This window comes from Nonomuraea sp. NPDC005650 (genome assembly GCF_040605375.1).
In the GTDB taxonomy this organism is placed as follows: Bacteria; Actinomycetota; Actinomycetes; order Streptosporangiales; family Streptosporangiaceae; genus Nonomuraea.
This window is the reverse complement of the sequence record NZ_JBEXCR010000027.1, coordinates 1-23,382: the sequence shown is the minus strand read 5'-3', so window position 1 is coordinate 23,382 and position 23,382 is coordinate 1. Positions and strand designations below refer to the sequence as shown.

General features: G+C 65.6%; 18 protein-coding genes. 11 read left to right on the top strand and 7 right to left on the bottom strand.

The window, feature by feature from the left end; all coding sequences use genetic code 11:
• Positions 1 to 516 precede the first annotated feature (516 nt).
• A complete protein-coding gene (locus tag ABZS69_RS39205) occupies positions 517 to 1,482 on the top strand; it encodes a metallophosphoesterase (RefSeq protein WP_355381143.1) in 966 nt (321 codons plus the stop codon).
• A 727-nt stretch (positions 1,483 to 2,209) separates the two neighbouring features.
• On the opposite strand, the gene ABZS69_RS39200 is transcribed toward ABZS69_RS39205, so the two are convergent.
• On the bottom strand, positions 2,210 to 3,175 hold the full coding sequence (locus ABZS69_RS39200) for a YafY family protein (RefSeq protein WP_355381141.1): 966 nt from the start codon (positions 3,173 to 3,175) through the stop codon (positions 2,210 to 2,212).
• Positions 3,176 to 3,237: 62 nt separating this feature from the next.
• On the opposite strand from ABZS69_RS39200, the gene ABZS69_RS39195 reads away from it, so the two are divergent.
• The 4 genes from ABZS69_RS39195 (at position 3,238) to ABZS69_RS39180 (ending at position 5,310) form a co-directional block, all read left to right on the top strand.
• Positions 3,238 to 3,618, top strand: coding sequence for a VOC family protein (locus tag ABZS69_RS39195; protein WP_355381139.1), 381 nt, complete (start codon positions 3,238 to 3,240; stop codon positions 3,616 to 3,618).
• 53 nt (positions 3,619 to 3,671) lie between these two features.
• Positions 3,672 to 3,974 carry an SDR family NAD(P)-dependent oxidoreductase gene (locus ABZS69_RS39190; protein ID WP_355381137.1) on the top strand — a complete coding sequence of 101 codons (303 nt, stop codon included), beginning with the start codon at positions 3,672 to 3,674 and terminating at the stop codon, positions 3,972 to 3,974.
• 89 nt (positions 3,975 to 4,063) lie between these two features.
• A complete protein-coding gene (locus ABZS69_RS39185) occupies positions 4,064 to 4,420 on the top strand; it encodes a nuclear transport factor 2 family protein (protein WP_355381135.1) in 357 nt (118 codons plus the stop codon).
• A gap of 35 nt (positions 4,421 to 4,455) precedes the next feature.
• A complete protein-coding gene (locus ABZS69_RS39180) occupies positions 4,456 to 5,310 on the top strand; it encodes an SDR family NAD(P)-dependent oxidoreductase (protein WP_355381133.1) in 855 nt (284 codons plus the stop codon).
• Between the two features lie 382 nt (positions 5,311 to 5,692).
• Here ABZS69_RS39180 and ABZS69_RS39175 read toward each other — a convergent pair whose 3' ends face one another.
• From ABZS69_RS39175 to ABZS69_RS39160, 4 genes are all read right to left on the bottom strand, one after another.
• A complete protein-coding gene (locus tag ABZS69_RS39175) occupies positions 5,693 to 5,929 on the bottom strand; it encodes a Tn3 family transposase (RefSeq protein ID WP_355381131.1) in 237 nt (78 codons plus the stop codon).
• Between the two features lie 218 nt (positions 5,930 to 6,147).
• The gene (locus ABZS69_RS39170) at positions 6,148 to 6,732 is read right to left on the bottom strand and encodes a hypothetical protein (RefSeq protein WP_355381129.1); all 585 of its coding nucleotides are present in this window, start codon (positions 6,730 to 6,732) and stop codon (positions 6,148 to 6,150) included.
• A 14-nt stretch (positions 6,733 to 6,746) separates the two neighbouring features.
• Positions 6,747 to 7,247, bottom strand: coding sequence for a site-specific integrase (locus tag ABZS69_RS39165; protein WP_355381127.1), 501 nt, complete (start codon positions 7,245 to 7,247; stop codon positions 6,747 to 6,749).
• 52 nt (positions 7,248 to 7,299) lie between these two features.
• Positions 7,300 to 7,608, bottom strand: coding sequence for a Tn3 family transposase (locus tag ABZS69_RS39160; protein ID WP_355381125.1), 309 nt, complete (start codon positions 7,606 to 7,608; stop codon positions 7,300 to 7,302).
• Positions 7,609 to 7,764: 156 nt separating this feature from the next.
• On the opposite strand from ABZS69_RS39160, the gene ABZS69_RS39155 reads away from it, so the two are divergent.
• Positions 7,765 to 8,370, top strand: a complete 606-nt coding sequence (locus ABZS69_RS39155; RefSeq protein ID WP_355381123.1) for a hypothetical protein — start codon at positions 7,765 to 7,767, stop codon at positions 8,368 to 8,370.
• A 778-nt stretch (positions 8,371 to 9,148) separates the two neighbouring features.
• On the opposite strand, the gene ABZS69_RS39150 is transcribed toward ABZS69_RS39155, so the two are convergent.
• Positions 9,149 to 9,493: a hypothetical protein gene (locus tag ABZS69_RS39150; protein ID WP_355381121.1), complete on the bottom strand. Its 345-nt coding sequence runs from the start codon at positions 9,491 to 9,493 to the stop codon at positions 9,149 to 9,151.
• 519 nt (positions 9,494 to 10,012) lie between these two features.
• On the opposite strand from ABZS69_RS39150, the gene ABZS69_RS39145 reads away from it, so the two are divergent.
• Positions 10,013 to 10,576, top strand: a complete 564-nt coding sequence (locus tag ABZS69_RS39145; RefSeq protein WP_355381119.1) for a hypothetical protein — start codon at positions 10,013 to 10,015, stop codon at positions 10,574 to 10,576.
• On the opposite strand, the gene ABZS69_RS39140 is transcribed toward ABZS69_RS39145, so the two are convergent.
• Entirely contained in the window at positions 10,542 to 11,615 is a 1,074-nt protein-coding gene (locus ABZS69_RS39140) for a hypothetical protein (RefSeq protein ID WP_355381117.1), read from the bottom strand. The two genes, ABZS69_RS39145 and ABZS69_RS39140, sit on opposite strands and share 35 nt — an antisense overlap.
• Positions 11,616 to 11,826: 211 nt before the next feature.
• Between ABZS69_RS39140 and ABZS69_RS39135 the strand changes: the two genes are divergently transcribed.
• From ABZS69_RS39135 to ABZS69_RS39120, 4 genes are all read left to right on the top strand, one after another.
• Positions 11,827 to 12,027 (top strand): hypothetical protein, encoded by a 201-nt coding sequence (locus ABZS69_RS39135; protein WP_355381115.1) that lies wholly within the window; start codon positions 11,827 to 11,829, stop codon positions 12,025 to 12,027.
• 321 nt (positions 12,028 to 12,348) lie between these two features.
• Entirely contained in the window at positions 12,349 to 12,690 is a 342-nt protein-coding gene (locus ABZS69_RS39130) for a hypothetical protein (protein WP_355381113.1), read from the top strand.
• Between the two features lie 1,032 nt (positions 12,691 to 13,722).
• On the top strand, positions 13,723 to 22,572 hold the full coding sequence (locus ABZS69_RS39125) for a DNRLRE domain-containing protein (protein WP_355381111.1): 8,850 nt from the start codon (positions 13,723 to 13,725) through the stop codon (positions 22,570 to 22,572).
• Complete coding sequence (locus tag ABZS69_RS39120; protein ID WP_355381109.1) at positions 22,551 to 23,195, top strand: hypothetical protein; 645 nt, start codon at positions 22,551 to 22,553, stop codon at positions 23,193 to 23,195. The genes ABZS69_RS39125 and ABZS69_RS39120 overlap by 22 nt, the downstream gene beginning before the upstream one ends.
• Positions 23,196 to 23,382 lie beyond the last annotated feature (187 nt).

The following is a 23,382-nucleotide window of genomic DNA, read 5'->3' as shown; positions in this document are numbered from 1 at the left end:
GTTGCCACAGGCGCCTCAGTCCCAGGACGTCGCGACCAAACCGGAAGGCCGCGCGACGGTTAGGTGGTCATACTTTCGGCGTCGTATTCATGCGCGCCGGCGTGCAGCCCCTGCCGCTACGCGGGCCAGCCCCTGCACCCCCGGGGCGACCGCGCTGGCATGCTGACCGAGCTGACCTCCGGTGGCATCCGGACCGTCACCGGCGGCCGACCGCACGCAATGATCCGCTTCCGCAGCCAGAGCGGTGGACATGTCCGCTACCCGTCCCCGAGACGACGTCGGCTCTTGACGGCGAGCCGCGGCATGCGTAACCGCGTGCGTCGCGGGTGTCTGGCGATCATGGCTGGTAGAGGCGTGTCCGTACGGGCCGTTCATCCTTGAGGGAACAGGGCCGTGCCCACGTCTGAGGCCGACTGCAGGCTGGGCCTGGTCGGCCACGTCCATGTCAGCGAGCCGTCGGTGACTTGTCGACTTGGCTTAATGTCCGGGTTGTGGGGCTGTGTGGAGAATCGTCCCATGCGTAAATCTTCCGCTGCCGTCGCCGCGCTGATGGCAGCCCTGGTCGCCGGCACCATCACTCCCGCGTCGGCCGATGCCCAGGAGACCCGCGGCCCGTCTCTCAGCTTCGCCCTGCTCGGCGACACCCCGTACGGCGCCGACCAGCGAGCGGCGTTCCCCGCGCTGGTCGACGCGGTGAACGCCGACCCGGACGTCCGCTTCGTCCTGCACGCCGGTGACGTCAAGGATGGCGCGTCCACCTGTGACGACGCGCGCTTCGCCGACCTGGCCAAGCTGTTCGGCACCTTCGAAGACCCGTTCGTGCTGACCCCCGGCGACAACGAGTGGACCGACTGCCACCGCACCGCCGCAGGGGGCTATGTGCCCACAGAGCGGCTCGACGCGGTCCGCGCGTTCTTCTACCCGAAGGCCGGTCACACGCTCGGCCGCAACTCGATGGGCGTGCGAACCCAGGCATCCGACAGCCGGCACAGCGTCTACAAGGAGAACGTGCTGTTCCGCCGGCAGGGCGTCGTGTTCGCGACGGTGCACGTGGTCGGCAGCGAGAACGATCTGGCGCCGTGGTCCCAACTGCCGGGCGGCGACCGTCCTGACCTGCGACTGGCCGAGTTCACCGCGCGCAAGTCGGCGGCCCTCGACTGGATCGACACCGCCTTCGACACCGCACAGCAGACGAACGCGCCCGGCGTGCTGCTCCTGATGCAGGCCGAGCCGACCGACACTCCCGGGTTCTCCGAGATCCGCGCCCGGATCACCGACCGTGCCAAGGCGTACGGCAAGCCCGTCCTGCTCGTGCACGGTGACGAGCACGTGTACGAGGTGGAGACCGGCTACGCGGGCGTCCCCAACCTGACGAGGCTGGAGACCTACGGCGTCACGGCGACCCAGTGGCTGCGCGTCACGGTCGAGCCCCGCTCGCGCGCGGTGTTCTCCTGGCGGCCCCAGACGGTGCCCGCCTCCTGAAGGCCGCCGGCCCGGAGCGCTCGCTCCGGGCCGCGGCGTCCAGTTCCAGCTTGCCGAGCCCGGTGCCGCACCCACGCCGTGCTGCTGGGCAAGGTCGACGATGGTGGGCAGCACGGATCCGGGAGCGTATATGCGGTCCTCAATTTGCAGTGAGGTCCCCGGCCAAGATCCGATGACCGGCCACCATACGCATCTCCTTCAAACGTCTCCCCACCCTGGACACGGGCCGGCAACCGTCGATGCCGGCGCCGCCTGACCGACGTCCCGGAGCCTCAAGCGAAGTCGTCGGGGTTGTCCGGCAGCTTGCGCAGGACCTCTGCTGTCACCGGGGTGGGCGGCCACAGGTCGGCGGTGAGGTGGTTGTCCTCGTCGAACGGGATGAGCCTCCTGGATCTGGAACGACGCCAGGCACTGGCGGCCGGTCGGTTCTACGAGGGCCCGGAATCGGTGCTCACGCTGGCTGAGACGTGGAAGGTGGGCGCGACGGCCGCGGACCTGAGCGTGCACGCGGTTGGACGCAGGTGGCTTGGCCAGCAGGGCATGGTCGGGGACCGCTTCCACATTCACCACTTGATGCCGAGTCGGGGCTGGCGGAGATGGCCGACCATGTCGAGATCGATGAGCGGTGTCTGTGCCGCAGGCCTGCGCAGGAGAGGTTGTTCGCTGAGCCGCCGCCCGACCGTCCGGGCACCAGCCGCGCACTTCCACGACCAAGCAAGCGGCTAGTCTAGGAGGGCAGGTGGCCGCCGTTGTTCTCGAACAGTTCTCGGGTGCGGCGCAAGAGTGCTTGCCGCACGCTGTCCGGGGACAGCACTGTAAGCGGGGTGCCCAGGGTGAGCAGGTAGGTGGCGAGCTCGCCGGCGTCATTCCCGCCGATCTCGACGATGGTGCCCGTGGGGCCGTCCGGCCGGTGGGTGCCGATGGTGGGCGGGATAAGCGGCAGTGCCTGATCCAGGGGCAGCGGGAGGCGGACTCTCGCGTGGATCGGGTAGGTGCCGCGCGAGATGCTTCGCGAGACGAGCACCGCCGGGTCGGGCGGGTTGACGAGGTCGATGACCTGGCCGGTCGGCTGTGTGTGCGTCACCCGGTCGGCCCGGAAGGTGCGCCACTGGTCCCGTTCGACGTCCCAGGCCACGAAGTACCAGCGGCGCCCGGTGTGCACGAGGCGGTACGGGTCCACCTCGCGGACGGTGGCCCTGCCTTCCCGGTCCCGGTAGGACAGGCGGGCACGCTCGCCGCGGCGGCACAAGGTGGCCAGCTCCAGCAGCATCCCCGACGCGATCTGCCGCTCGTCGTCCCGCGGCGTGTACGCGAACGCGGCGTCCAGTTCACCCAGCCGGTCCGCGATCCGCGGGGGCAGGCCTTGGCGCAGTTTCAGCAGCGCGGACAGCGAGGCCTGGTCGCTGCCCAGGACGCCGCTGAGCGCGGCCCCGCGCAGGGCGACGGCCACCGCGAGGGCCTCTTCGTCGTCCAGGACCAGCGGTGGCACCCGGGTGCCGCCGCCCATGCGGTAGCCGCCCCATGGCCCGGGCTCGGACTCGACGCCGTACCCGAGCTCCCGCAGCCGGGCGATGTCGCGGCGCACAGTGCGCTCGGTGACTTCCATCCGGTCGGCCAGCTCGCGGCAGGTCCACAGGGGCCGCCCGGACAGCAGCGAGATCAGTCGCAGCAGACGGGCGGAGGTATTTATCACACCTGAAGTGTTCCCCATGACCCGGACAGAAGTTGTCCGGATCTGGTCGTAGCGTCCCTTCCATGAGTACCGAAACCGCACTCGCGATCCGCTACGCGTCCGTCACGTTCGACTGCCCCGACCCGGCAGAGCTGGCCCGCTTCTACGGCCAGGCCCTCGGCCTGCCCGTCCGCTTCTCCAACGAGGACTACGTCCTGATCGGCCACGAGGGCTCGACCGCACTGAGCTTCTACCGGCTCGCCGACTACCAGCGCCCCACTTGGCCCGACCCCGCCCGCGAGAAGCAGGCCCACCTGGAACTGGGCGTTGACGACCTGGACGCGGCCCAGGCGCGACTGCTCGCCCTCGGTGCCGTCGAGGCCCCGGTCCAGCCCCAGCCCGACCTGTGGAGGGTCCTGCTGGACCCCGCCGGCCACCCGTTCTGCATCTCCACCCTGGGCTGAGCCCGACCGCCTCGCGCACCCCACGGGACCCCTGAATAAGAGGAGCTTTTGCCATGGCAAGGAACCGCTGGACCGTAACCGATATCCCTGACCAGGCGGGTCGCGTTGCTGTCGTCACCGGCGCCAACAAGGACCTTGGATTCGCCACCGCCCAGGAGCTCGCCGCACGCGGCGCACACGTCGTGCTCGCGGTGCGCGACAAGGGCAACGGCGCCGCGGCGCTCGCCCGGATCCGGGAGCGGCACCCGGCCTCCTCGATCGAGGTCCAGCAACTCGACCTCTCCTCACTTGCCTCTGACCGAGCCGCCCGGAGCGCCAAGCGCACGGTGCGTCCCTCCGGTGGCGCATGTCCATGAGGCCCCACCGTGCCGGGGACAGGCCGAGACCCCCGGGCGGCCGCACAGCGGACCGCCCCCACCCGATCAACTCAGATAGGGCACTGGCCATGACTGACAACACTGTTCGTATCGACATCACCGACCTGCCCGCGGCCGTCCAGCAGTTCGTGGCCGCGCTCGACCTCCGAGACACCACCGCAGCGGCGGCGATCCTGACCCCGCAGGCGAGCGTGACCGATGAGGGCCATACCTACACCGGTATCCCCTCGATCACCGACTGGATCGCCAACGCCGCTTCGGAGTTCACCTACACCACCACGCCGGTGGCCGCCGAGCGCACCGGCACCCACCAGTTCACCCTCACCCAGCACCTTGAGGGCGACTTCCCCGGCGGTAGCGCCGACCTCAACTACCGCTTCACCGTCGAGGGCGCGCTGATCAGCAGCCTGGTCATCGCCCCCTGACGCGCTGCCGCCTTGCACACTCCAAAAGGAGCACTATGAAGACATGGTTCATCACCGGCGGTACCGGTGGTTTCGGCAGGGCTTATGCCGACGTTGCGCTGGAGCAGGGCGACAACGTCGTGCTGACTGCCCGCCAGCCCAGGCAGCTGAAGGAATGGGCCGACCTGCACGGCATCGAGGCGCGTGAGCGGATCCTGCTGCTGGAGCTGGACACCACCAACCCTCAGCAGGTCCGGGACACGGTCCAGGCCGCCGAAGCACACTTCGGCGGGGTCGATGTGCTGGTCAACAATGCCGGCCGCGGTTGGTACGGATCGGTGGAGGGCTCCCCGGAGGCGGATGTACGCCGTTCCTTCGAGCTGAACTTTTTCTCCGTTGTCGACCTCGTCCGCGCCGTGCTTCCCGGCATGCGGGAGCGGCGCAGCGGATGGATCGTCAACATGTCCTCGGTCGCCGGGATCGCGAGCGTGCCCGGTTTCGGCTTCTACAGTGCCGCCAAGTTCGCGGTGGAGGGCATGACGGACGCGCTGCGCACCGAGGTGGAGCCGTTCGGTATCCAGGTCCTCGCCGTGGAGCCGGGTGCCTTCCGCACCCAGGCCTATGCCGGCTTCGTCGAGGAGCCGGTGACCGAGACCGTAGAGGCCGCCTACCGGGCGTTCGTGGAGACGGTGCGGGTGGCCATGGTCAGTCAGGACGGCCGCCAGCCTGGTGATCCCCACCGCGGGGTCAAGGCCGTGGTCGACGCCATGAGGCAGGACTCCCCGCCCCGCCGCATCGTCCTGGGTAACGGCGGCTACGACGCCGTCTACGACCAACTGCGCGGTGCCCTGGACGAACTGCGCGCCCAGGAGACCGCCTCCCGGGCCGCGGACTTCCCTCAAGCGTCCTAGCTGTACCCAAACCCCCGCAGCCGCCGCAGAGCACCCCACCCCCGGGCACACCATGAAACGGCCTTTTCGGCTTCCTTCCTCCTTCGAGGATCCCGCGCCTCTTGCCCCACACCGAACCCAACGCCGAACGGCGCTACCACGAGGGGCGACATCATGTGGCGACCCAGCTCGATCAGGGGTTCCGGCAGACCGTCGTGCAACGGTGGGACCATTCGACCCCGACACCGGCCTGTCGATCCGGCAGTAGACAGTGGGGCTGACAGGGCTGAGCGGCGCTAGTCCTGGCCCAACCCCGTGCGTCACGGGGCGTTGAGCCGCCCGAGTGGAACGCCGTCCAGCTCCAGGTGGTGGCTCATGTCGAGCTCGAAGCGCCCGTACAGGTTCAGATGGACCAGAACAGCGCGGTCAGTCCGCGCCGGTCGGCCCCGCTCAGCCGTGTTCGCCAGACCGGGTCGCGCAGCACGATCTGGATCAGGTGCGTGTTGAGGTAGGCGATGGCGGCCGCGACCAGGTGCAGCGCCAGCGAGGAGACCTCGACGTTCTCGCGGTCGTCGCCAGTCAGGTCGCCGGCCTTGCCGTAGAACAGATCCTTGCTGGCGGAGTTGAAGTTCTCCACCACGTTCAGGCCCTCGTTGATCTCCCGCCTGAGTTCCTCATCCGCGAGATACTCACAGATAAAAGATCGTCCTGATGACGCGGCCCAGTTCTTCGATCGCCTGGTAGGGGGTGCTTGGGGCCGCCGCGGGTGAAGCGGCGCAGCATCTGATGGGACTCGGCGGTGCGCAACCTGAGCGCGGTCGCATACTTGATCATCTTTATGTGGAATCTGTGCCCAGGTCAAGCTGTAGCTGACCAGGGCTCGAAGACGAGTGGCATCAGGGCCTCGTCAGCCGTGCAGGCCCAAGTGTCCAAGCCTGAGTAGGGGACCGCCTCGAAGGCCTCCAGCTGGAGGGCATCGACGTCCTGGCCTGTGACCTTGGTAATGGTCTTTGCCCAGGTGGACGCATGATGGGCCAGTGCCACTGATTCCACCCAGCCTTCGACGGTCGAGTGCAGAGGCGTCCATCTGTCGCCGTGAACGCCGAACTCGCCCTGAGGTCCGATCATGAAGGTGTAGGGAACGGCGGTTCGCTGCGTTCCTGCTTCAAACCACCATCCTTTGTCCGGCGACCCTTCAGGGGTATCAGGGTTCAAAATTCTCGGGCCGCCGTCATAGTTCGGAGCGGGGGGAAGCACGAGCCCGCCCCAGCGCCTTGAGTAGGCGGCCGCTCGGTCGATCTCCGTAGCCGGAATGCCCAGTCCGAGCCAACGCGTCCGGTACTGATCGACGTCGAGAAGGGTAACCCGCAAGGCGTGCGCGCTCACGAAGTATCGAGCTCGACGCGTGAGTTCTTCGGGAGGATCGACCAGGTAGAGACTCACGCGAGGACGTTATCTCATCGGCCGGCGCCCCGGGGCGGCCCTTGGCGGACGTCGACGATGGGCAAGAGCGTCGCCGTGGCTGGAACGCCTATCTGGTGAGGTGTGGGCCTGCCGGGGTGGGGACGTCCGGGCGTGTACTTTCCGCGCCCGACCGGGTTGGACTCGCGCAGCCCCTCCTCTATGAGGTGGTCGTAGAACAGCCTGACCGCGACCAGTCGCTGCTGGATCGTGGCGTTGGACAGCCCGGCCCCCGAGTCGATCGACACCACGTTCGCGCCGCGATGACTCGGCCGGGTAACCAGTTCACGGACGAACACCGCCACGTGCGCCCGGTTCGCCGTGACCGGGTCAACGCCCTCCCGCTCGCATACCTGCAGATACTCGGCGAACCCACGTGCGTAGGCGTCGATCGTGCGGGGTGCCCGTCCCAGATCAGTCCAGATCCGCAGCCACCCGGCCGCTTGCTGGTGCCGCTCCAGGACGGGCCACTTCTTCTCGAGTACGACAGCGTCCACCGACTCTCCTCAGCCATCGGCGAGACCGTACCGGACAAGATCGTCCGGAAGGTCACATTCCAAGTAACTGAGAGATCGTAGTGACGGGCGATCGGGTCCAGTCGATGGTCTTGTTCGACAGCACCGCCTCCAGGCGCGGCCAGGCCTCGTCCTCGCCGGTCCCTGGCCGGTACAGCCGCGCGGAGCCGATGGTCTTCAGCCGTGGCAGCAGCTTGAAGCTCAGCAGTTCGGAGAAGGCGAACCCGATGATCGAGGTTATGTGGACACCGTCAAGGGCTGTCGCCTGCTCATGCCGATCGATCGCCATCACTTCGGTGCCTGTGTGCCAGGCTGGTGTTCGGCCTCGTTCGACCTCGGGCATGCCGTGCATATCGTGAGACATTCGAACGGATGCCTCAAATACGGGAGACGGCAAGCTTCCCCTGGATCGGTCTTGGCCACCCATCGCCCCACGCAGGGACGTCGATCCGCCTCGTGCTCATTACGGCGGTGCGGCTTCCCGTTAAACTCTGCGCGCATGCGATTAAAGATGATCTTCATGCTGCTCCTGGTCTACGCCGTCACGGCGGCGCCCTTGTTTCTGCCCGGCGAGCTGCGGGTGGTCGTTCAGCCGGCCACGAACGACGCGGCCGAGGTGTACTACGAGCCCGTCTCACCCGTCATGCTCAGGTCGTACGAGGGCATCGAGCCCTTCAACCGAGCGCAAATAATGGCGGAGCAGCGGGCCGAGGCGTATCCGGACGACCTCGCTCCCCCATACATCGCCCACGGCGGGCCTTACCGGCTCGTCGCCCCCTACGTCACGGCGCGAGGGCGCGCGCTGGCCGCTGCGGTGCTCTCGGGGGCGTACTGGTCTGAGGGGAAGCAGGTCAGGTACGACATCGTGCCGGAGGTGCGGCGGGTCGCGAATAGTCAGACGGCACTGACCCAGGTGCTCGATGACGAAGACGGGCCGTTTGACGAGCCCAGCGCCCTCGGGGCAGGGATCGACGCGGAGGCCAACCGGGTCATCCTCGAGACGAACAGCTTCGACCAGGATCTGCGCCACAGGCTGGCCGAGCGATACGGCGGACTCGTGGTCGTGAAGTGGGATCCGTTCGGGCGGCGGATGGTGCTTCTGTGAGGATCCCGGCTCTCGAAGTTGACGTGTCCCAGCAACGCGACCGGCCGTCGTATGGCGCAACCGGCGACCTCCTCCTGTAGTGCGGCCAGATCGTCTCTGCCTTGTCTCGCGGCCCGCTCGACGGCCCTGCGCTGCTGGTGCTCGCCGCGACGAGATGGGACAGCTGGAGGTGACTACGCGGTGGGCTGTTTGATGGATGTGAGCAGCTCGCTCAGCCCGTCGACGTGCATGGTTGTGACCTTCCCGAGGAGTTGCCGTCCCCCGGATCGGTGGTCTCGCCGAGGTCGGTGAGCAGACCGGTGAGACGGCGGAGTGCCGTTCGACTTCGCGGGTCCAGCCGCGTTCGTCGGCGTCCTGGACGGGTTGCTGTTCGACCTCCAGACGGGCCCGGAGTCGTGGGGCGTAGTGGGGGGTGGTGACGAACTTGGCGCAGGTCAGGTAGAGGTCGCATTCGCAGGGGCCTTCGGTCGGCAGGCGTAGGCAGTGTCCGAGCTCGAGTCCGGTCTTGAGGAAGTTGGTCTTTAGCCAGTCAACGGCCTCTGCGGGCAGTGTCCCGGGCCTCAGCTCCTCAGCTGCGGGGCCGGCGACAACGGTCCCAGGTTCGAGGACGGACTTGTAGTCACGCAGCACTTCGCGGTCGCTGACCTGGGCATAGACCAGTGCCATGGAGACCGAGGAGTGGCCGAGGACCTTCATGATGGTGTGCAGCTTGGCGCCGCGTTCGGCGAGCTGGGTGCCGGAATCTGTGCGCGGAGACGGTGCCGCGTTCCTTGCCCTTTCAACCACCCGGGCCGACCAGGCCGGCCGCCTTGCTGGCTTTCTGGAGCGGAGTCTCGAACAGGTAGCGGATCTGTTCGCCTGTGCGCTCGTCAGTGAACGGCTTGTCTCGCGCAGGACTGCGCAGGTCGATGAGCTGCTGGAGAGTGGTCGCCGTGGCCTGCATGCCGTGCCGCGCCAGGTCGACCATCCGCCGGTACGGCACCTCCGGCGGCATTTGCCACGTCTTCGCCGCGGGCGCGTTGCCTCGGGCGCCTCGGGCGACGTCGTCAGCGATCTGGTTGACGCGGCGGACCACCCTGGCGGCGATCTGTTGGGACAGGCCGTGGTTGATACGGGTTGCCATGGCCAGGAAGAGCAGACGCTTGGGATGGCTGCGTCCCGGTGGGCTGATGAGGCGGATGTGACCAGACTTTGGGCACACTTCTCCTGGGCCTCATCCGCCCGCGCCGCAATCTAGATCTCTGCCTTGCCCTCTGTGTCACCAGAGGGCAACTCATCCGCTGGGGGAAGCGGGGAGTGCTCATCTCTCCTGTTCAGGAAGATGAGGACGGCTGACTGAGCAATGGCTCGGCGTTGCTCTTGAGAGCGGCAGTTCCGCAGAGCGATGCGGAAGGCCCACGCCGCGAGCATCAAGCGCAGCAGCACTGGCAGAGCTAGGACTATCGCAGCAACGGTGAAGCCAAAATTCAGGGCCCTCTGCCCTGCATGCGTCGGCTACTCATGTGAGCAGCGTACGTCTGGAGGTGATGGCCGAGAAGAGGGGCTACGCGACGTTAGCGTCGGGATCTCGAGGTGCGCAGCGAGATGACGATTGGGCAACGCCGAGTGCATCAGCGTGGAGGAGTCGGCATGGTGGTGCGCCATGACGACCCCGTCTGCTCCTGGTTCGCACAGCCTCGCGCCGGGTGTCCTTGCCGCGCTGGGGTGGCAGGGTTGCCAGGTGGTCACGGCGCGGGCGCTCAGCAGGCCGCGTCTGGTGTTGTGCGAGCTGGATGAGCATGAGCATGCCAGACGGCAGGAAGCTGGATTGCCGCCCACGGCCGATGCCCTGTTGCTGCACTGTCGGACACACGTCGATCCTTCCTTTCTGGAGCGGCCATCACCAGTACGTATTCGTGGGGCTGTCGCTGCACGAGCTTCGTGGCGGTCGGCACGGGCGAACCTGGCCGAGTTCGGCGCTTTCGGTGCCCGCGTCGCGGTCTTGCCCGCTAGGGTCGCATGCCGAGATGCGGTGCGGGCCGAGGCCATCTATCACGGGTTTGGCCTGGTGATGGCCGAGAAGCCCCACGAGGTGATCCAGCCTCCTGACACGTTCGTCAGTACTGAGCGGACATGGGTCCACCGGCTTGTGGAGGAAATCGTCTACGACGCCATGCTGGCCCAAAGGCCGCTCAACGCCGGGACCTGGGCAGCCACGCGTTCATGAACCTGGGCGGCTCCCAGATGAGGTGATACTCATCCTCGATCCACTGGTACCAGCCCAGCGCGCCATTGATCGCACTTGCCCACGAGGCTGGAGAGGTGACTTGCTGCTGTAGGTCATCCAGGATGCTCGCGTTGTGCGCGGCCAGGCTGGCGTCAGCACAGGTGGCGAACCGGTCCATGGTGCGGTTCCCGCATTCGGAGCAGGCGCACCGCCATAGGTCTTCGACCAGGTCGTCATGCTGCTGGGTGTGCGCCCAGCCTTCCAGGATGCGTTCGACTTTCATAAAGCTCAGCAGCCGGGGCACGATCGCGTATTTGGCGGGCGGTGTCCCGTACGGAGGCCCGGGACTGTCGGCAGGATACAGATGTCGCAGCGAGGAGGTGACACCGACTGCGGCCCAGGCGGCACCGTGGGCGAGCGCGCCGATCCCAGACAGATCCGTGCACATCAGGCTCACTGGGGAGCGCGCCTGCTCCAGTAGGTGTTTCAATCCGCCCACCGCCCACTGGGTGCCGAGCGGGTCGGCGGTGTGCTCCAAGACCAGCGCGACCGGCACCCGATGCTGGTTGATCTCGCCGACCAGATACTTGACCCCATCGCCGGCCAGCCAGGAAGCATTTAACGGCAGCACGGCAGTCACCCCAGTGCCGGCGCGCACGGTCTGTTCCAGAATCGCCACCAACGCAGAGTGATCCGCCTGGCCCACATAGCCGGAGTCGGTCAGCACCACCGGCAGCCTTATCTGCCGCTGCGCCTCGATCCAGGATCGAGTGAACAGTGTCGTGCCTGAGGGACGGTTCGCCCCGGCGTAGCGGCGGCGATCGACCATGACCGGTCGCTCCGCGAGTTCGTCCTTGTGAGGTGAGACGGCGCTCAGCGATTGCGCGCCGCTGACCACGATCCCGGCGCCGTAATCAGCGCCGAGGTACCAGAACTCCTCAGCACGGTTCGCCGGGATCTGCATAAGCAGCCGATTGGCCAGAGGAGACCGGCCGGAATCACCGCTTTCGGAACGTTCGCCGGCCTGAATGGCATCCATCGCGCTCTGGCCCCTCCGCCCTCGCCGAAGAAGGGAAACAGCTCGAACTCTTCCGACGGTGACCGCCACCTGCCCGCCCGTCAAGCCAAGCCTTCCGATTACAGGAGAAGCCCAATGCCCGAGCTCAACGAGTCCAAGCCGATCGACCTGCCGACTTTTGGTCTTGGGGCGATGGGTGCCAGACGCTCCTGTCCATCTTTGATCGGAATTTATGGAGCAGAGCGGCTATGGCGGTGCCAGCCAGCACGCCAGCAAGAGGCCCGCCGACTATGCCCACCGCGACGCCGGTGCCGACCCGGCGATCAGGATGACGCCCCACCGCACCGGGAGAGGTTGCTGGTCGTGGGAGTCGTTGCCGTCGCCAGTCCTGGCGCCGTTGCCGTTGCTGTTCCCGGAAACCGTGCCGTTCTGATTCCTGACAGTCTCGCCATTATCCTTCGCGGTACGGCGGAGGGGGAGTAGTCTCGCTGAGCGGTCCTTTTCTCTAGTCAGAGATTTGGGCATTGCAAGAACGGCCCCCCGTCGCATGGGGGGCCGTTCGCGTTTGCGGGGACCCAGTGGCCGCCCACCGTAACACTTCCACAAGATCGCAATCCCTGTCCCATAGGTCCCTGGTTTTCTTTTCGCCCGCCACGGTCAAAAAGCTTGCACCTACGGTTTCCCTTTTTCAGGGATTTCTCATGGCTTCGTGTGCCAGGATTTGCGCTCAGCGCAAAGACACAGCAAGGAGTCTATGTACGAGACCTTCGACGACATCGCCCGGCTACTGCACCGGCTCCCGGAAAGACCGACATCCACCGATTTCGACCGACATCAGCAGGTCACCTGCAATATCGAGGCGAAGCGTCACGCCGAGAGGCGTGCACTGAAGGATGCATACCCGCCACCTGTCCGATCCGACCCGCTATTGGACAAGCTGCAGGAGTTGTCCGCCCTCAAACGTGAAATAGATACGCAAATCGAGCTGCTTGTGGCGTACAGCCGTCATTTCGTATGGCCGCGCCCCTACCAGCTGGCGAGAATAGCCGAGGCGGCCGGTCTGTCTATTTCAGGAGTTCGCGCCATGAGCAACTGAGGAAGTACACGTCAGGAGGCGGCTCGCAATCTCGAAAGAAGCGACATCGCGGACTCTATCGGGCCGCCAGCCGAGCCGGGCCTGGAAGAGTCTCTGACGATCCTCGAACGTTACGCCCCCAAAGGCTTCACCTGACATCAGCGGGACCCGCGCTCAGCATGCCGATGTCCAGCGCGCAGGCCAGCCTCATCAACCCGGTTACTGTTCTCGCGCTGGGCCGCTGATTCACCGTCAAGCGGTCCTGTGCCGCTCGTGGTGCCCATCCAAGCGCTGATCGCGCAGGTGGTCGCCCCGGTCGAGACACCCGCGGGTGACGGGGTGCCATCTCGCCGACCAGTCGGCACCCGTGGGCATGAGTGAATCCCCCGCTTGCCCTCCAACAGGAGGCGCAAGCGGGGGCCTTCGTCGTGCATGGACTACAGCAGGCCCTGCGTCTTCAGCCAACCGTCCCACGCCGCGATCACATCGTCGGGCAGCTTGAGGGCCCCGCGCGTCCGGCCATCGAATGTCACAGTCCACTGTCGAGCGTGCGGGTCGCCAGCGGCGTCACGTTCCTGCCGAGCTTTCTCCTCCTTCAGGGTGACGTAGCCGGCACCAGCAATTCCTCTGTCGCAGTGGTGTCTGGGGAGGCTTGCGGGGCTGAATGTTCGCTGTGAGTCTGCTGTGAAATAGCACACCCTCCGCTCGATGGCGGGCCGAGGCGGCCTGCTGTGTTTACGGACAGTGACCTTGACTGTCTGTCGCGGAGATCGTCGCAGCCAGGCACATCCACCCAGGCTGGAGCCCCAGCCGTGTCTCGTCGTCTGCGTGTTTGAAAGTCCTGCGTTCGTCACGTTGCGTGGATCTTGACTGGATGTACCGGTTTGTGGCCTGATTCGGATGTTTTGCTCTCTCAGATCTTTAGATCCTCCTTATCCGCTTATGTGGAGTGTGTCCGTGTTCGGTTTACGTTCTAGACGGCCTCGGCCGATCGCATCCCGTCCGCTCAGTAGTCGCTTACGGTCGCGCCGCCTGGTCGGGGTAGGCGTGGCGGTGACGCTAACCGCCTCGCTGGCCTCGCCGCTGCCTGCCTTTGCGCAGACGGCCGCGGTGACCTCTGTCGAGCCGAATCTGATCTCCAGAGCGACGAGCTGGGTAGCCGCACAGGTGACCGATTGGTTCACCGAGGATCCGAAGGGCGAGATACGCCCGAGCGATCAGAAGATCACCTTGCCTGGCCGCGACTCCGGCCCGACCAAGCAGCGGCGGGTGGCCGCGCCGCCGGGCAAGCGGGTCAAGGAACTGCCCGGCAAGCGTTCCCGGTTCGCCACCGTCTACGAGTTGGAGGACGGGCGGCTGCAGTCGGAGGTCTCCAGCCGCCCGGCGTACTACCAGGACGGCAAGGGCAAGTGGCAGCCGATCGACACCCGCATCGAGGTGGCGGCCGCGGACGGGTTTACGCACGGCAACGACAAGGCCGGCTACGGCACCCGGTTCGGCGACAAGTCCGACAAGCTGCTGCAGGTCAAGGCAGGAGAGCGGCAGCTCACCCTGGGTGTGGCCGGTGACGGGCGGCAGATCGCCCCGACGGTGAACGGCTCCACGGTCACCTATCCGGGGGTGTGGGATGGCGCCGACCTGGTCTATCAGGTCACCCCGGAAGGGGTGAAGGAGTACCTGGTCCTGTCCAAGCCGTCGGCCGCGGGGGTGTCGCTGGCGTTCACGGTCAAGACGGGTGGGTTGCGGGCCGAGGCCCGGCCGGACGGGTCGATCGCGTTCGTGGGTGAGGACGGCACGGCGGCTTTCAGCATTCCGAAGCCGTTCATGTTCGACGCCGAAAACGATCCGGCCTCCCCTTACGGCAAGCGCTACTCCGACGCGGTCACCCAGGAGGTCACCCGGCAGGGTGCGGAGGCGACGATCACGCTGAAGCCGGACGCGGCCTGGCTGGCCGCGCCCGAGCGTAAGTGGCCGGTGGTGATCGATCCCACCATTGCGCTGCAGCCGGACTGGGCCGCCGCCGAGGACACCTATGTCAGCTCGGCCTCCAAGACCAGCAACTTCAGCGATGCGTGGAATCTGCCGGTGGGCAAGACCAGCGCGGGCGCGATCAACCGGTCGTTGATCAACACTCAGGTGGTGGACGCGCTGCCGGATGACAACGTGCTGGTCGACGACGCCCGCCTGGAGGTCTACTTCGACCAGGCGCTGGGCGAGGCCGGCGCGGTGACGGTGGGCGCGCACGAGATCACCTCCGACTGGTCGGCGGCCGGCGTGACCTGGAACAACCAGCCGACCTTCAAGACGACGGCGGCCGCGACCGTGACCCGCCAGCCCGGTGAGCTGTCGCGCTGGCACTCCTTCAACGTCACCAACGTGGTGCAGGGCTGGTTGTCACAGCCGTTTTGGACCTACGGCCTGATGCTGAAAGCAGCCGATGAGTCGGCGGCGACCCCTGTCGGCGGCCCGGTGTACGAGGCGGCCTCCGAGAGCGCCTACGGCGGCGACGGCATGCTGCCCGAGCAGGCCAACACACCCAAGCTGGTGGTCACGTACGGCATGCCGAGCGTGACGATCAAGCCGGTCACCACGGCCACCTCGGTGGGCGCGTCCCTGTCGTGGACCGCCTATGCCGACCCCACCCCAGATGACGCCTCCGACGACCTGGTCGGATACGAGCTGCACCGCACCTGCCCGTCCGGCTGCCAGACCGGCGGCGGCTTCACCAGCGGTTACGACAGCCTGGTCACGACGTTGCCGGCCGATGTCACCTCCTACACCGACACCGCTAGCGGCGGCGATCCGGAAGCGGTCTCCGATCCTTCCTACATCCATGAGGCCAGCTACTGGGTTGAGGCGGTGCTGGCCGACGGCCGAACCTCGCCGTCGCAACAGATGCGGGTGATCCTGCCCAGGCCGGGTGAGATCACCACGGTCCTGTACGGTGACGCCGACACCACGCTGGCTTCTGGCGAACCGTTGATCGGTCACGACCAAGTCGCCGGGCAGAAGCGGCTGCAGGTCGGCAACACCGCCACTGCCCTGGCCAACACCCGCGCCGTCGTGGCGTTCGACGACTTCGCCGACCGGGTGCCGGCGGACGCCGAGATCAGCCAGGCCACGCTGTCTCTGTGGGGCGCCAACGCCACCGGCACCGGCACCGGCGCATCCTTCACCGCCCACAAGCTGACCAAGACCTTCGACGAATCAGCCACCTGGAACAGCCCCTGGACAAGCGCGGGCGGCGACTTCGACGCCAGCGCCCTGGCCACCGTCACCGGGGTGACGGCGACGCCGGGCTGGCGCCAGTGGACGGTCACCAACGCCGCCAAGGCGTGGCTGTCCGACCCCGCCAGCAACAAGGGGCTGCTGGTCAAGGTGGCCAACGAGGCCGACACCGCCAAGCAGTCGGTCTCTTTCCTGTCCGGCGAAGCCGACGAGCCGGTTCTGCGGCCCCGCCTGCGGGTGACGTACAAGGAGAAGACCTCCGGCTCCTCCACCTTCTACGTGCCCGGCACCCCCGAACGGCTCGAGGCCGGCGCGACCCGGCAGATCCCCGTTGTGGTGACCAACACCACCGACGAGACGTGGGACGCAGCCAAGACGGCAGTGAGCTACCACTGGAAGCTGCCCGACGGCACCGACATCTCCACTCCCGACAACCAGCTCAAAAAGCAACTGTCCAACACCCTGGCACCGGGCGAGTCCGCGACGGTCTATGCCGACGTCAAAGCCCCGACGGTGAGTGCGACCAGCACGAACCTGGCCGAGGGCGTGCAGTTGGTGTGGGACGTGCAGGACACGGTCACGAACAACTGGAAGTCGGCCACCCACCACCTGCCCGAGCTGCCGCAGCAGATCCGCGTCGATTCCCCCACCAGCGACCTGCTCGGCTTGGAGAAGTTCTACTCCTACACCGGCAAGAACACCGGCGCCGGCGCCACCGCCCTGGTCAACCCGTACGTCGGCAACGTCGTCTGGAACTACAACGCCTTCTCCAACCCTTCCCGGGGTGCGCAGACGTTCGTCCGGATGACCTACAACAGCCTCGACACCTCCACCGCATCGCTCGGTTACGGCTGGAGCCTGCAGACGAGCACGCTGTCCAAGCTCGGCTCGCAGCTGCAGTTCCACCCGCCCGGCCAGAAGTGGCCGGACCAGGTGCGGTTGACCGATGGCGACGGCACCACGCACGTGTGGACGCTGGACCCGCCCGGCAAGACGGACTGCACCTACACCACCTGCGCCTACAAGCCCCCGCGGGGCGTGCACCTGTACCTGCAGCAGGTGGACCCGGCCGGGTTCGAGGGCCAGCCCAACGACGCTGAGCTGGCCGAGCAGCGTGCCTGGGTGTTCACCAAGCCCGACCGCACCCAGTTCTTCTACGACACCGAGGGCTTTCAGTCCGCGATCGTGGACAAGAACGGCAACACCATGTCGTTCACCTACGAACGGCGCAGGTCCAACAACAAGCCCACCAAGTTCCTGCAGTACGTCACCGACGCCGCCGGTCGGCGCACCCTGACCTTCGACTATTACGCCAAGGGCCAGGACTACACCTACATCGACGACGAGACCTGGCAGCCGGTCGACGACACCAAGCTGACCAACCCACACATCATCGACAACGTCGAATCGATCACCGATATCGCCGGTCGCAAGGTGAGCTTCGCCTACACCGACAAGGGCCTGATGGCCAGGATGATCGACGGCGCCGGTGATGAGCAGGCCAAGACGTTCGCCTTCCAATACGACGCCACCCAGGGCAACAAGAACGTCAAACTCGTCAAGGTCATCGATCCCCGCGCCCACACGGAAACCCCGCAGGGCGCGGAGAAGTATGCCACGAAGCTGGACTACTACGAGGCGCCGGTTGACCCCAAGGATCTGTGGAAGATCGAGACGCTGACCGACCGGCTCGGCGGGGTCACCAAGTTCGACTACGTCGACCCGGACGGTCCGCAGGGCGGCGTCATCCATGCGACCGTGACCGATCCTCTCCAGCACGCCACCAAGTACGTGCTGGACGCCTACGGCCGCCCGGAATCGATCACCAACGCCAAGAACGAGACCACCGCGCTGGAGTGGGACCCCGACCACAATGTCACCAAACTGACCGAGCCCAATACCGCCTACGCCACCTGGAGCTTCGACCAGAAGACCGGCTACCCGCTGGAAATGCGGGACGCCGAGGCCAACAAGAACGGCACCGCGCCGACCACGCTGGCCTACCAGAGCTTCCTCGACGGCTACGTCGCCGACCTGACGGGCAAGACCTCGCCGGAAGGCCGCAGGTGGGCGTTCGGCTACGACGCCAACAGCAACCTCAAGACGGTCACCGACCCGCTCGGCGTCAAGACGCCCGCAGGCGGTGACTACACCACCGCCTACGACTACGACGGCTTCGGCCAGCTGATCAAGGCGACCGACGCCAACGGCAACCCCGCCACGTTCGGCGACTATCATCCCTCCGGCTACCCGGAGGAGATCACCAACGCCTACAACCAGGTCACCACCACGAAGTACGACGTGCGCGGCAACGTCCTGAACGTCACCGACGCGCTGGGCAAGACCACCAGCCAGACCTACGACATCTTCAAACGCCCGCTGGAGTCCAAGGTCCCCAAGGACCAGGACGCCTCTCCGCCGGTGTTCATTGTCACTCCGGCCCCCATCTACGACCGCAACGACAACATCACCAAGACCACCGCACCCAACGGCGTCGTGGCCACCGCCGACTACGACGCGGCCGACCAGCTCACGGAGTCGGTGCTGCCCAAGGACACAGCAGGCGGGCCAGAACGCAAGGCCACCTTCACCTGGGACCTGGCCGGCAACCTCAAAACCCAGACCGAGCCCAACGGCAACCTGGTCGGCGCGGAGGCGGCTGAGTTCACCACCACGTATGAGTACGACCCGATCTACCAGCTGACCGACGTCCTCAACGCCGACCAGCACAAGATCACCTACGTCTACGACAACGTCGGCAACACCACCAAGGTCATCGACCCGCGCAAGAACGCCACCGCGGATGCGGGCGACTACAGTGCGATCTACGACTACGACCTCAACCACCAGGTCAAGCACGTCACCGACGCGGCCGGTCACCAGACAGGCGCCGAGTACGACCTGGACGGACTGGTCATCGGCCAGACCGACCAGGACGACAACAAGACGATCATCACCTACAACGATCGCGGCGTCGTGGTCGAGACCAAGGTCCCGCATTCCGAGACCGACGGGGTCATCAAGTACGTCACCACCCAGTTCGCCTACGACCAGGTTGGCAACAAGACCAAGACCATCACCCCTCGCGGCGTGGAACGCGGCGGCGACCTGGTCGACTTCGTCGCCGAAACCAAGTACGACAAGCTGAACCGCCCAATCGAGGAGGTCTACCCCTACGACCGGTCCGACCCGGTCTACAACACGCCCGACAGCGTCTTGTACGCCTACGACGCGGTCTCCCGGCTGCAGGAGATCTCGCACCCGCCCTCGCACGGGCAAACCATCCGCAACGTCTCCACGATGACCTACTGGGACAACGGCTGGTCCAAGACGACCACCGACCCGTGGGACATCAAGACCACCTACGACTACAACGAGCTCGGCCTGCAGACCAATCGCACTGTCACCAGCGCGGGCGGCTCGTCGCAGCGGGCGCTGGACTGGTCGTACTACCCCGACGGCAAGCTCAAGAACCACTCCGACGACGGCGTCCCGCTCGGCCTCGACGTCGTCCTGTCCGACAACTCCGACACTGGCCAGACAGCCACCACCGGCACCTGGACCCTCGGCTCAGGCGGTAGCTCGGCATCCAACATCGTCGGCCCGCAGTCCGAGGCGGCCACCGGGTTCGTCGGCTACGACTACGCCACCGCCACCGCGGGCACCGGCCAGTCCTCCTTCACCTGGAACCTGACCACCCCGTCGGATGGCACCTACAAGGTGCAGGCCCGGTACCCGTCCGGCGCCACGGCCACCAACGCCACATACAAGGTCAAGCACGAGGGCGGCGAGGCGAGCGTCACCCTCGACCAGACCAAGACCCCCGGCACCTGGGTCGAACTCGGCTCCTACGCTTTCACCGCCGGCACCGCCCACAGCGTCACCCTTACCGACGACGCCAACGGCATCGTGGCGGCTGACGCCGTCAAGCTGGTGCGCGACAACAGCGGAGAGTCCGACACGGAGAAGAAGGACTTCTCCTACACCTACGACCCGAACGCCAACCTCACCACGGTCGAGGACAAGTCCCCGACCGCCAAGATCGACCTGTGGGACATCTCCTACACCAACCTCAACCAGATCGACGCCATCAAGGAGTCGCTCGACGGCAGGCTGAAGAACACCACCGGCTACGCCTACAACGAAAACAGCGCCGTCATCGAGCGCACCCACGACAAGACGGTGGCCACCTACGGCTACGACGTCCGTGACCTGGTCGAGCAGGTGGTCAACAAGAAGTCGGCCACCGACCCCGCGCCGAAGACCACCCGCTACACCTACACCCCCCGCGCCGAACGCCTGACCGAGACCAAGGCCAACGGCAACACCGTCACCTACGACTACTTCCTCTCAGGCGTCCTACGCCACTCCATCGAGAAGAAGCCCAACGCCACGGTCGTGGCCGAGCACACCATCGGCTACCAGGGCAACCTTCAACGCGCCAGCGACCACACCAAGATCCAGAACGCCGACAACCCCGGCGCCTACCTCGAACACGACTACGCCTACACCTACGACCCCCGCGACCGCATCACCAAAACCGTCAAAACCCCGGTCGGCGGCGGTGCAGCGGAGACCGAGACCTACTCCCACGACCCCAACAGCAACGTCTGGGAAGAAGAGGTCCTCGGCAAGAAGACCACCTTCACCTACGACCGCAACCGCCTGATGACCTCCGTCACCGGCGGCCAGAACAGCACCTACACCTACGACCCCTACGGGCGGCTGCGCACCATCCAGGGCGGCGGCAAAACCTGGGAGAAGTACACCTACGACGGTTTCGACCACGTCACCCGCCACGAGAAACTCGGCACCGACGGCACCACCAACACCGTCACCACCTACACCTACGACCCGCTCGACCGCACCACCACCAAGACCGAGAAGGAAGGCACCGCCTCAGCCAAAACCACCACCTACTCCTACCTCGGCCTCTCTGGGGAGGTCTTGGACGAAGAGGTGGCCGGCAAACTGGTCAGGTCCTTCCAATATTCGCCCTGGGGCGAGCGCCTGTCCCAGGTCAAGGTCAAGCCTGACGCCACCGAAGAGTCGTCCTACTACGGCTACAACCCGCACACCGACGTCGAGCAGATCACCTCGGAGTCGGGTGACACCCGGGCCACCTACGGCTACACCGCCTACGGCAAGAACGACGACAAGCTCTTCACCGGCGTCGACAAGCCCGACCCCGTCGATCCGACCGCCAAGGAGGAGTACAACCCCTACCGCTTCAACGCCAAGCGCTGGGACAACTCCACCGGCATGTACGACATGGGGTTCCGCGACTACAACCCCGGCCTCAACCGCTTCCTCAACCTCGACACCTACAACGGCGCGCTGGCCGACCTCTCGCTCGGCCTCGACCCGTGGACCAGCAACCGCTACGCCTTCACCGGCGGCAACCCCATCAACAACATCGAGATCGACGGTCACGAGCCGCGTCCATGGCATAACCCGGATTACAAGCCGTCGGATTGCTGGGACAACGCCAGCATCGAATGTAACCCCGGTGCCGAGGGCAAGAGAATTCCCGCCTCGAACGCCCACCCGAGTTACAGCCCGGCGATGAAGGACGACAACAAAGACGGCGAAATCGATGCGTGGGAGGCCGCTCGCGCCGGAATATCTTTGGACGGAGATGCAAGAAACGGGCGGCCTCCTGGCGAAAAGGAACTTGAGGCCCTCAGCTACCTGCCCGTCGTCGGCACGCCGGCCGATATTCTGCTTGCCCTCAAGGGTCTGAACGAGGGTGACATAGAAGGTGCAGCATGGGCTTTGGTAGGCATCATTCCCGTGGGCGGCGACTCCGGGAAATTCATGGCCAAGCTGATGCGCTGCAAGATCGGCAACAGCTTCACGCCCGATACCGAAGTTGTGATGGCGGATGGTTCCACCAAACCGATTTCGGAAATCCAAGTCGGCGACGAGGTGCTTGCCACCGACCCGGAAACGGGTGAGACCGTCGCCAAGCCGGTGATCGACCTCATCGTCGGGGATGGCGCGAAGAACCTCGTTCAGATCACCGTTGAGAGCGAAGCGGGACCGGCGCAGGAGAGCCAGGACGGGATCGTCGTCGCCACGGACATGCACCCCTTCTGGGTGACCGATCTCAAGCAATGGGTACCGGCGACCGACCTGAGCGCCGGTATGTTGCTGCGCACGTCGGCCGGCACTCTGGTCCGGGTCAAGGCAATCAAGCGATGGACAACGCAGCAGCGAGTCCACAACCTGACCGTCGCAGACCTCCACACGTACTATGTGGTCGCGGGGGCCACGCCGGTCCTGGTGCACAACTGCGGCAACCTCGCCGAGGACGCGGCGAAGTTCCCCGGGCTGGCACATACTCTTGACGAGCATGTCAACGTAACCCAGCAGCAGGCGATTGAACTGGCCATCAAAAAAGGTGACCGGAACGGGGTATTCATCGACGCCCAGACGGCGCAGTCCGTAGTAGACTACGCTATCGCCGGAAACGCACAAAGAATCAGTAAATGGCTCAGGGGTCCAAACCAGAGGCTTACACTCACGGGTACCTTCGGGGCCAATAACTCCATCGGCTGGGTCGCTCATTCCAACGGAACCATTACCCAAGCAGGAAACATGTATACGGTGATACTTCAGCGCCAAAGGGGTCACTCAGGTGGATATACCGTGTGGACCGCTTATCCGAAGTAGATCAGGATATGCAGCGGTTTACCGAGGATGACTTCGGCCTTACCTGGCTGATGACGTCATTCCATCTCGACTGGACAATCGATGCGGGGTCGCCGATTGAGGCGGTTCGGCACGCCCTGTGGGAAGGAATGGACCCGCGCCAGGTCGCATCCGTTCGCCGCGATGCAACGCTGCTCCTTGAGCAACTTCCGTCCGATGTCATAGAACAGCTATGGCAGTCGGGAGTGCAGACTGCAAACTTCTTCCCCCGTCGCGTTCCATCCGGATCGCAATGGATGAAGATGCTCATAGAAGAATGCGATGCATGGCTCCAGAGGAGAGGCATCACGCCTCCCGGGCGTCTTGATCCAATCGACCAAGAGGCTGGGATTGGCCAGGCTGAATTAATTCTCCGTGAATTGAACGAGGCTTCCGGGTCCATCGGCGTCGAGTTGGCCGATCAGCTGACTCGATGTGCGCACCACTGCACGCCGGACCTCGCATTCCGTATCCTTCTGCAAGCCCTGATCGTCAAAGGTGAACCGATTTCTCGAAGCCAATATGAAAGGTTCGCAGAGATAGGTGAAGATCTTCACTATGGGGAGTTTTTGATCTCCAGTGTGGAATATCTGGCGACGCGGTAAGAGGGTTTGGTAGTAGGTAATCGGCTGGCCCGGGAGGAATACTCCTTCCGGGCTTTCTTGGCTCTTCAAACTTGGTCGGGTTTCGAGGTTCTGCGGGTACTACATTCGTAGATCTTGATTCGTTCGGCTCCGCCACGCACTGTAGTTGACCCATTGTCGGTGCGTGACGTGTGCTCTGACCTACGAT

Bases quoted from the DNA above. Each gene is read 5' to 3' on its own strand.
- ABZS69_RS39205 (WP_355381143.1), top strand. From the start codon at position 517: ATGCGTAAATCTTCCGCTGCCGTCGCCGCGCTGATGGCAGCCCTGGTC.
- ABZS69_RS39195 (WP_355381139.1), top strand. From the start codon at position 3,238: ATGAGTACCGAAACCGCACTCGCGATCCGCTACGCGTCCGTCACGTTC.
- ABZS69_RS39190 (WP_355381137.1), top strand. From the start codon at position 3,672: ATGGCAAGGAACCGCTGGACCGTAACCGATATCCCTGACCAGGCGGGT.
- ABZS69_RS39185 (WP_355381135.1), top strand. From the start codon at position 4,064: ATGACTGACAACACTGTTCGTATCGACATCACCGACCTGCCCGCGGCC.
- ABZS69_RS39180 (WP_355381133.1), top strand. From the start codon at position 4,456: ATGAAGACATGGTTCATCACCGGCGGTACCGGTGGTTTCGGCAGGGCT.
- ABZS69_RS39160 (WP_355381125.1), bottom strand. From the start codon at position 7,608: ATGCCCGAGGTCGAACGAGGCCGAACACCAGCCTGGCACACAGGCACC.
- ABZS69_RS39155 (WP_355381123.1), top strand. From the start codon at position 7,765: ATGCGATTAAAGATGATCTTCATGCTGCTCCTGGTCTACGCCGTCACG.
- ABZS69_RS39150 (WP_355381121.1), bottom strand. From the start codon at position 9,493: ATGGCAACCCGTATCAACCACGGCCTGTCCCAACAGATCGCCGCCAGG.
- ABZS69_RS39145 (WP_355381119.1), top strand. From the start codon at position 10,013: ATGACGACCCCGTCTGCTCCTGGTTCGCACAGCCTCGCGCCGGGTGTC.
- ABZS69_RS39140 (WP_355381117.1), bottom strand. From the start codon at position 11,615: ATGGATGCCATTCAGGCCGGCGAACGTTCCGAAAGCGGTGATTCCGGC.
- ABZS69_RS39135 (WP_355381115.1), top strand. From the start codon at position 11,827: ATGGAGCAGAGCGGCTATGGCGGTGCCAGCCAGCACGCCAGCAAGAGG.
- ABZS69_RS39130 (WP_355381113.1), top strand. From the start codon at position 12,349: ATGTACGAGACCTTCGACGACATCGCCCGGCTACTGCACCGGCTCCCG.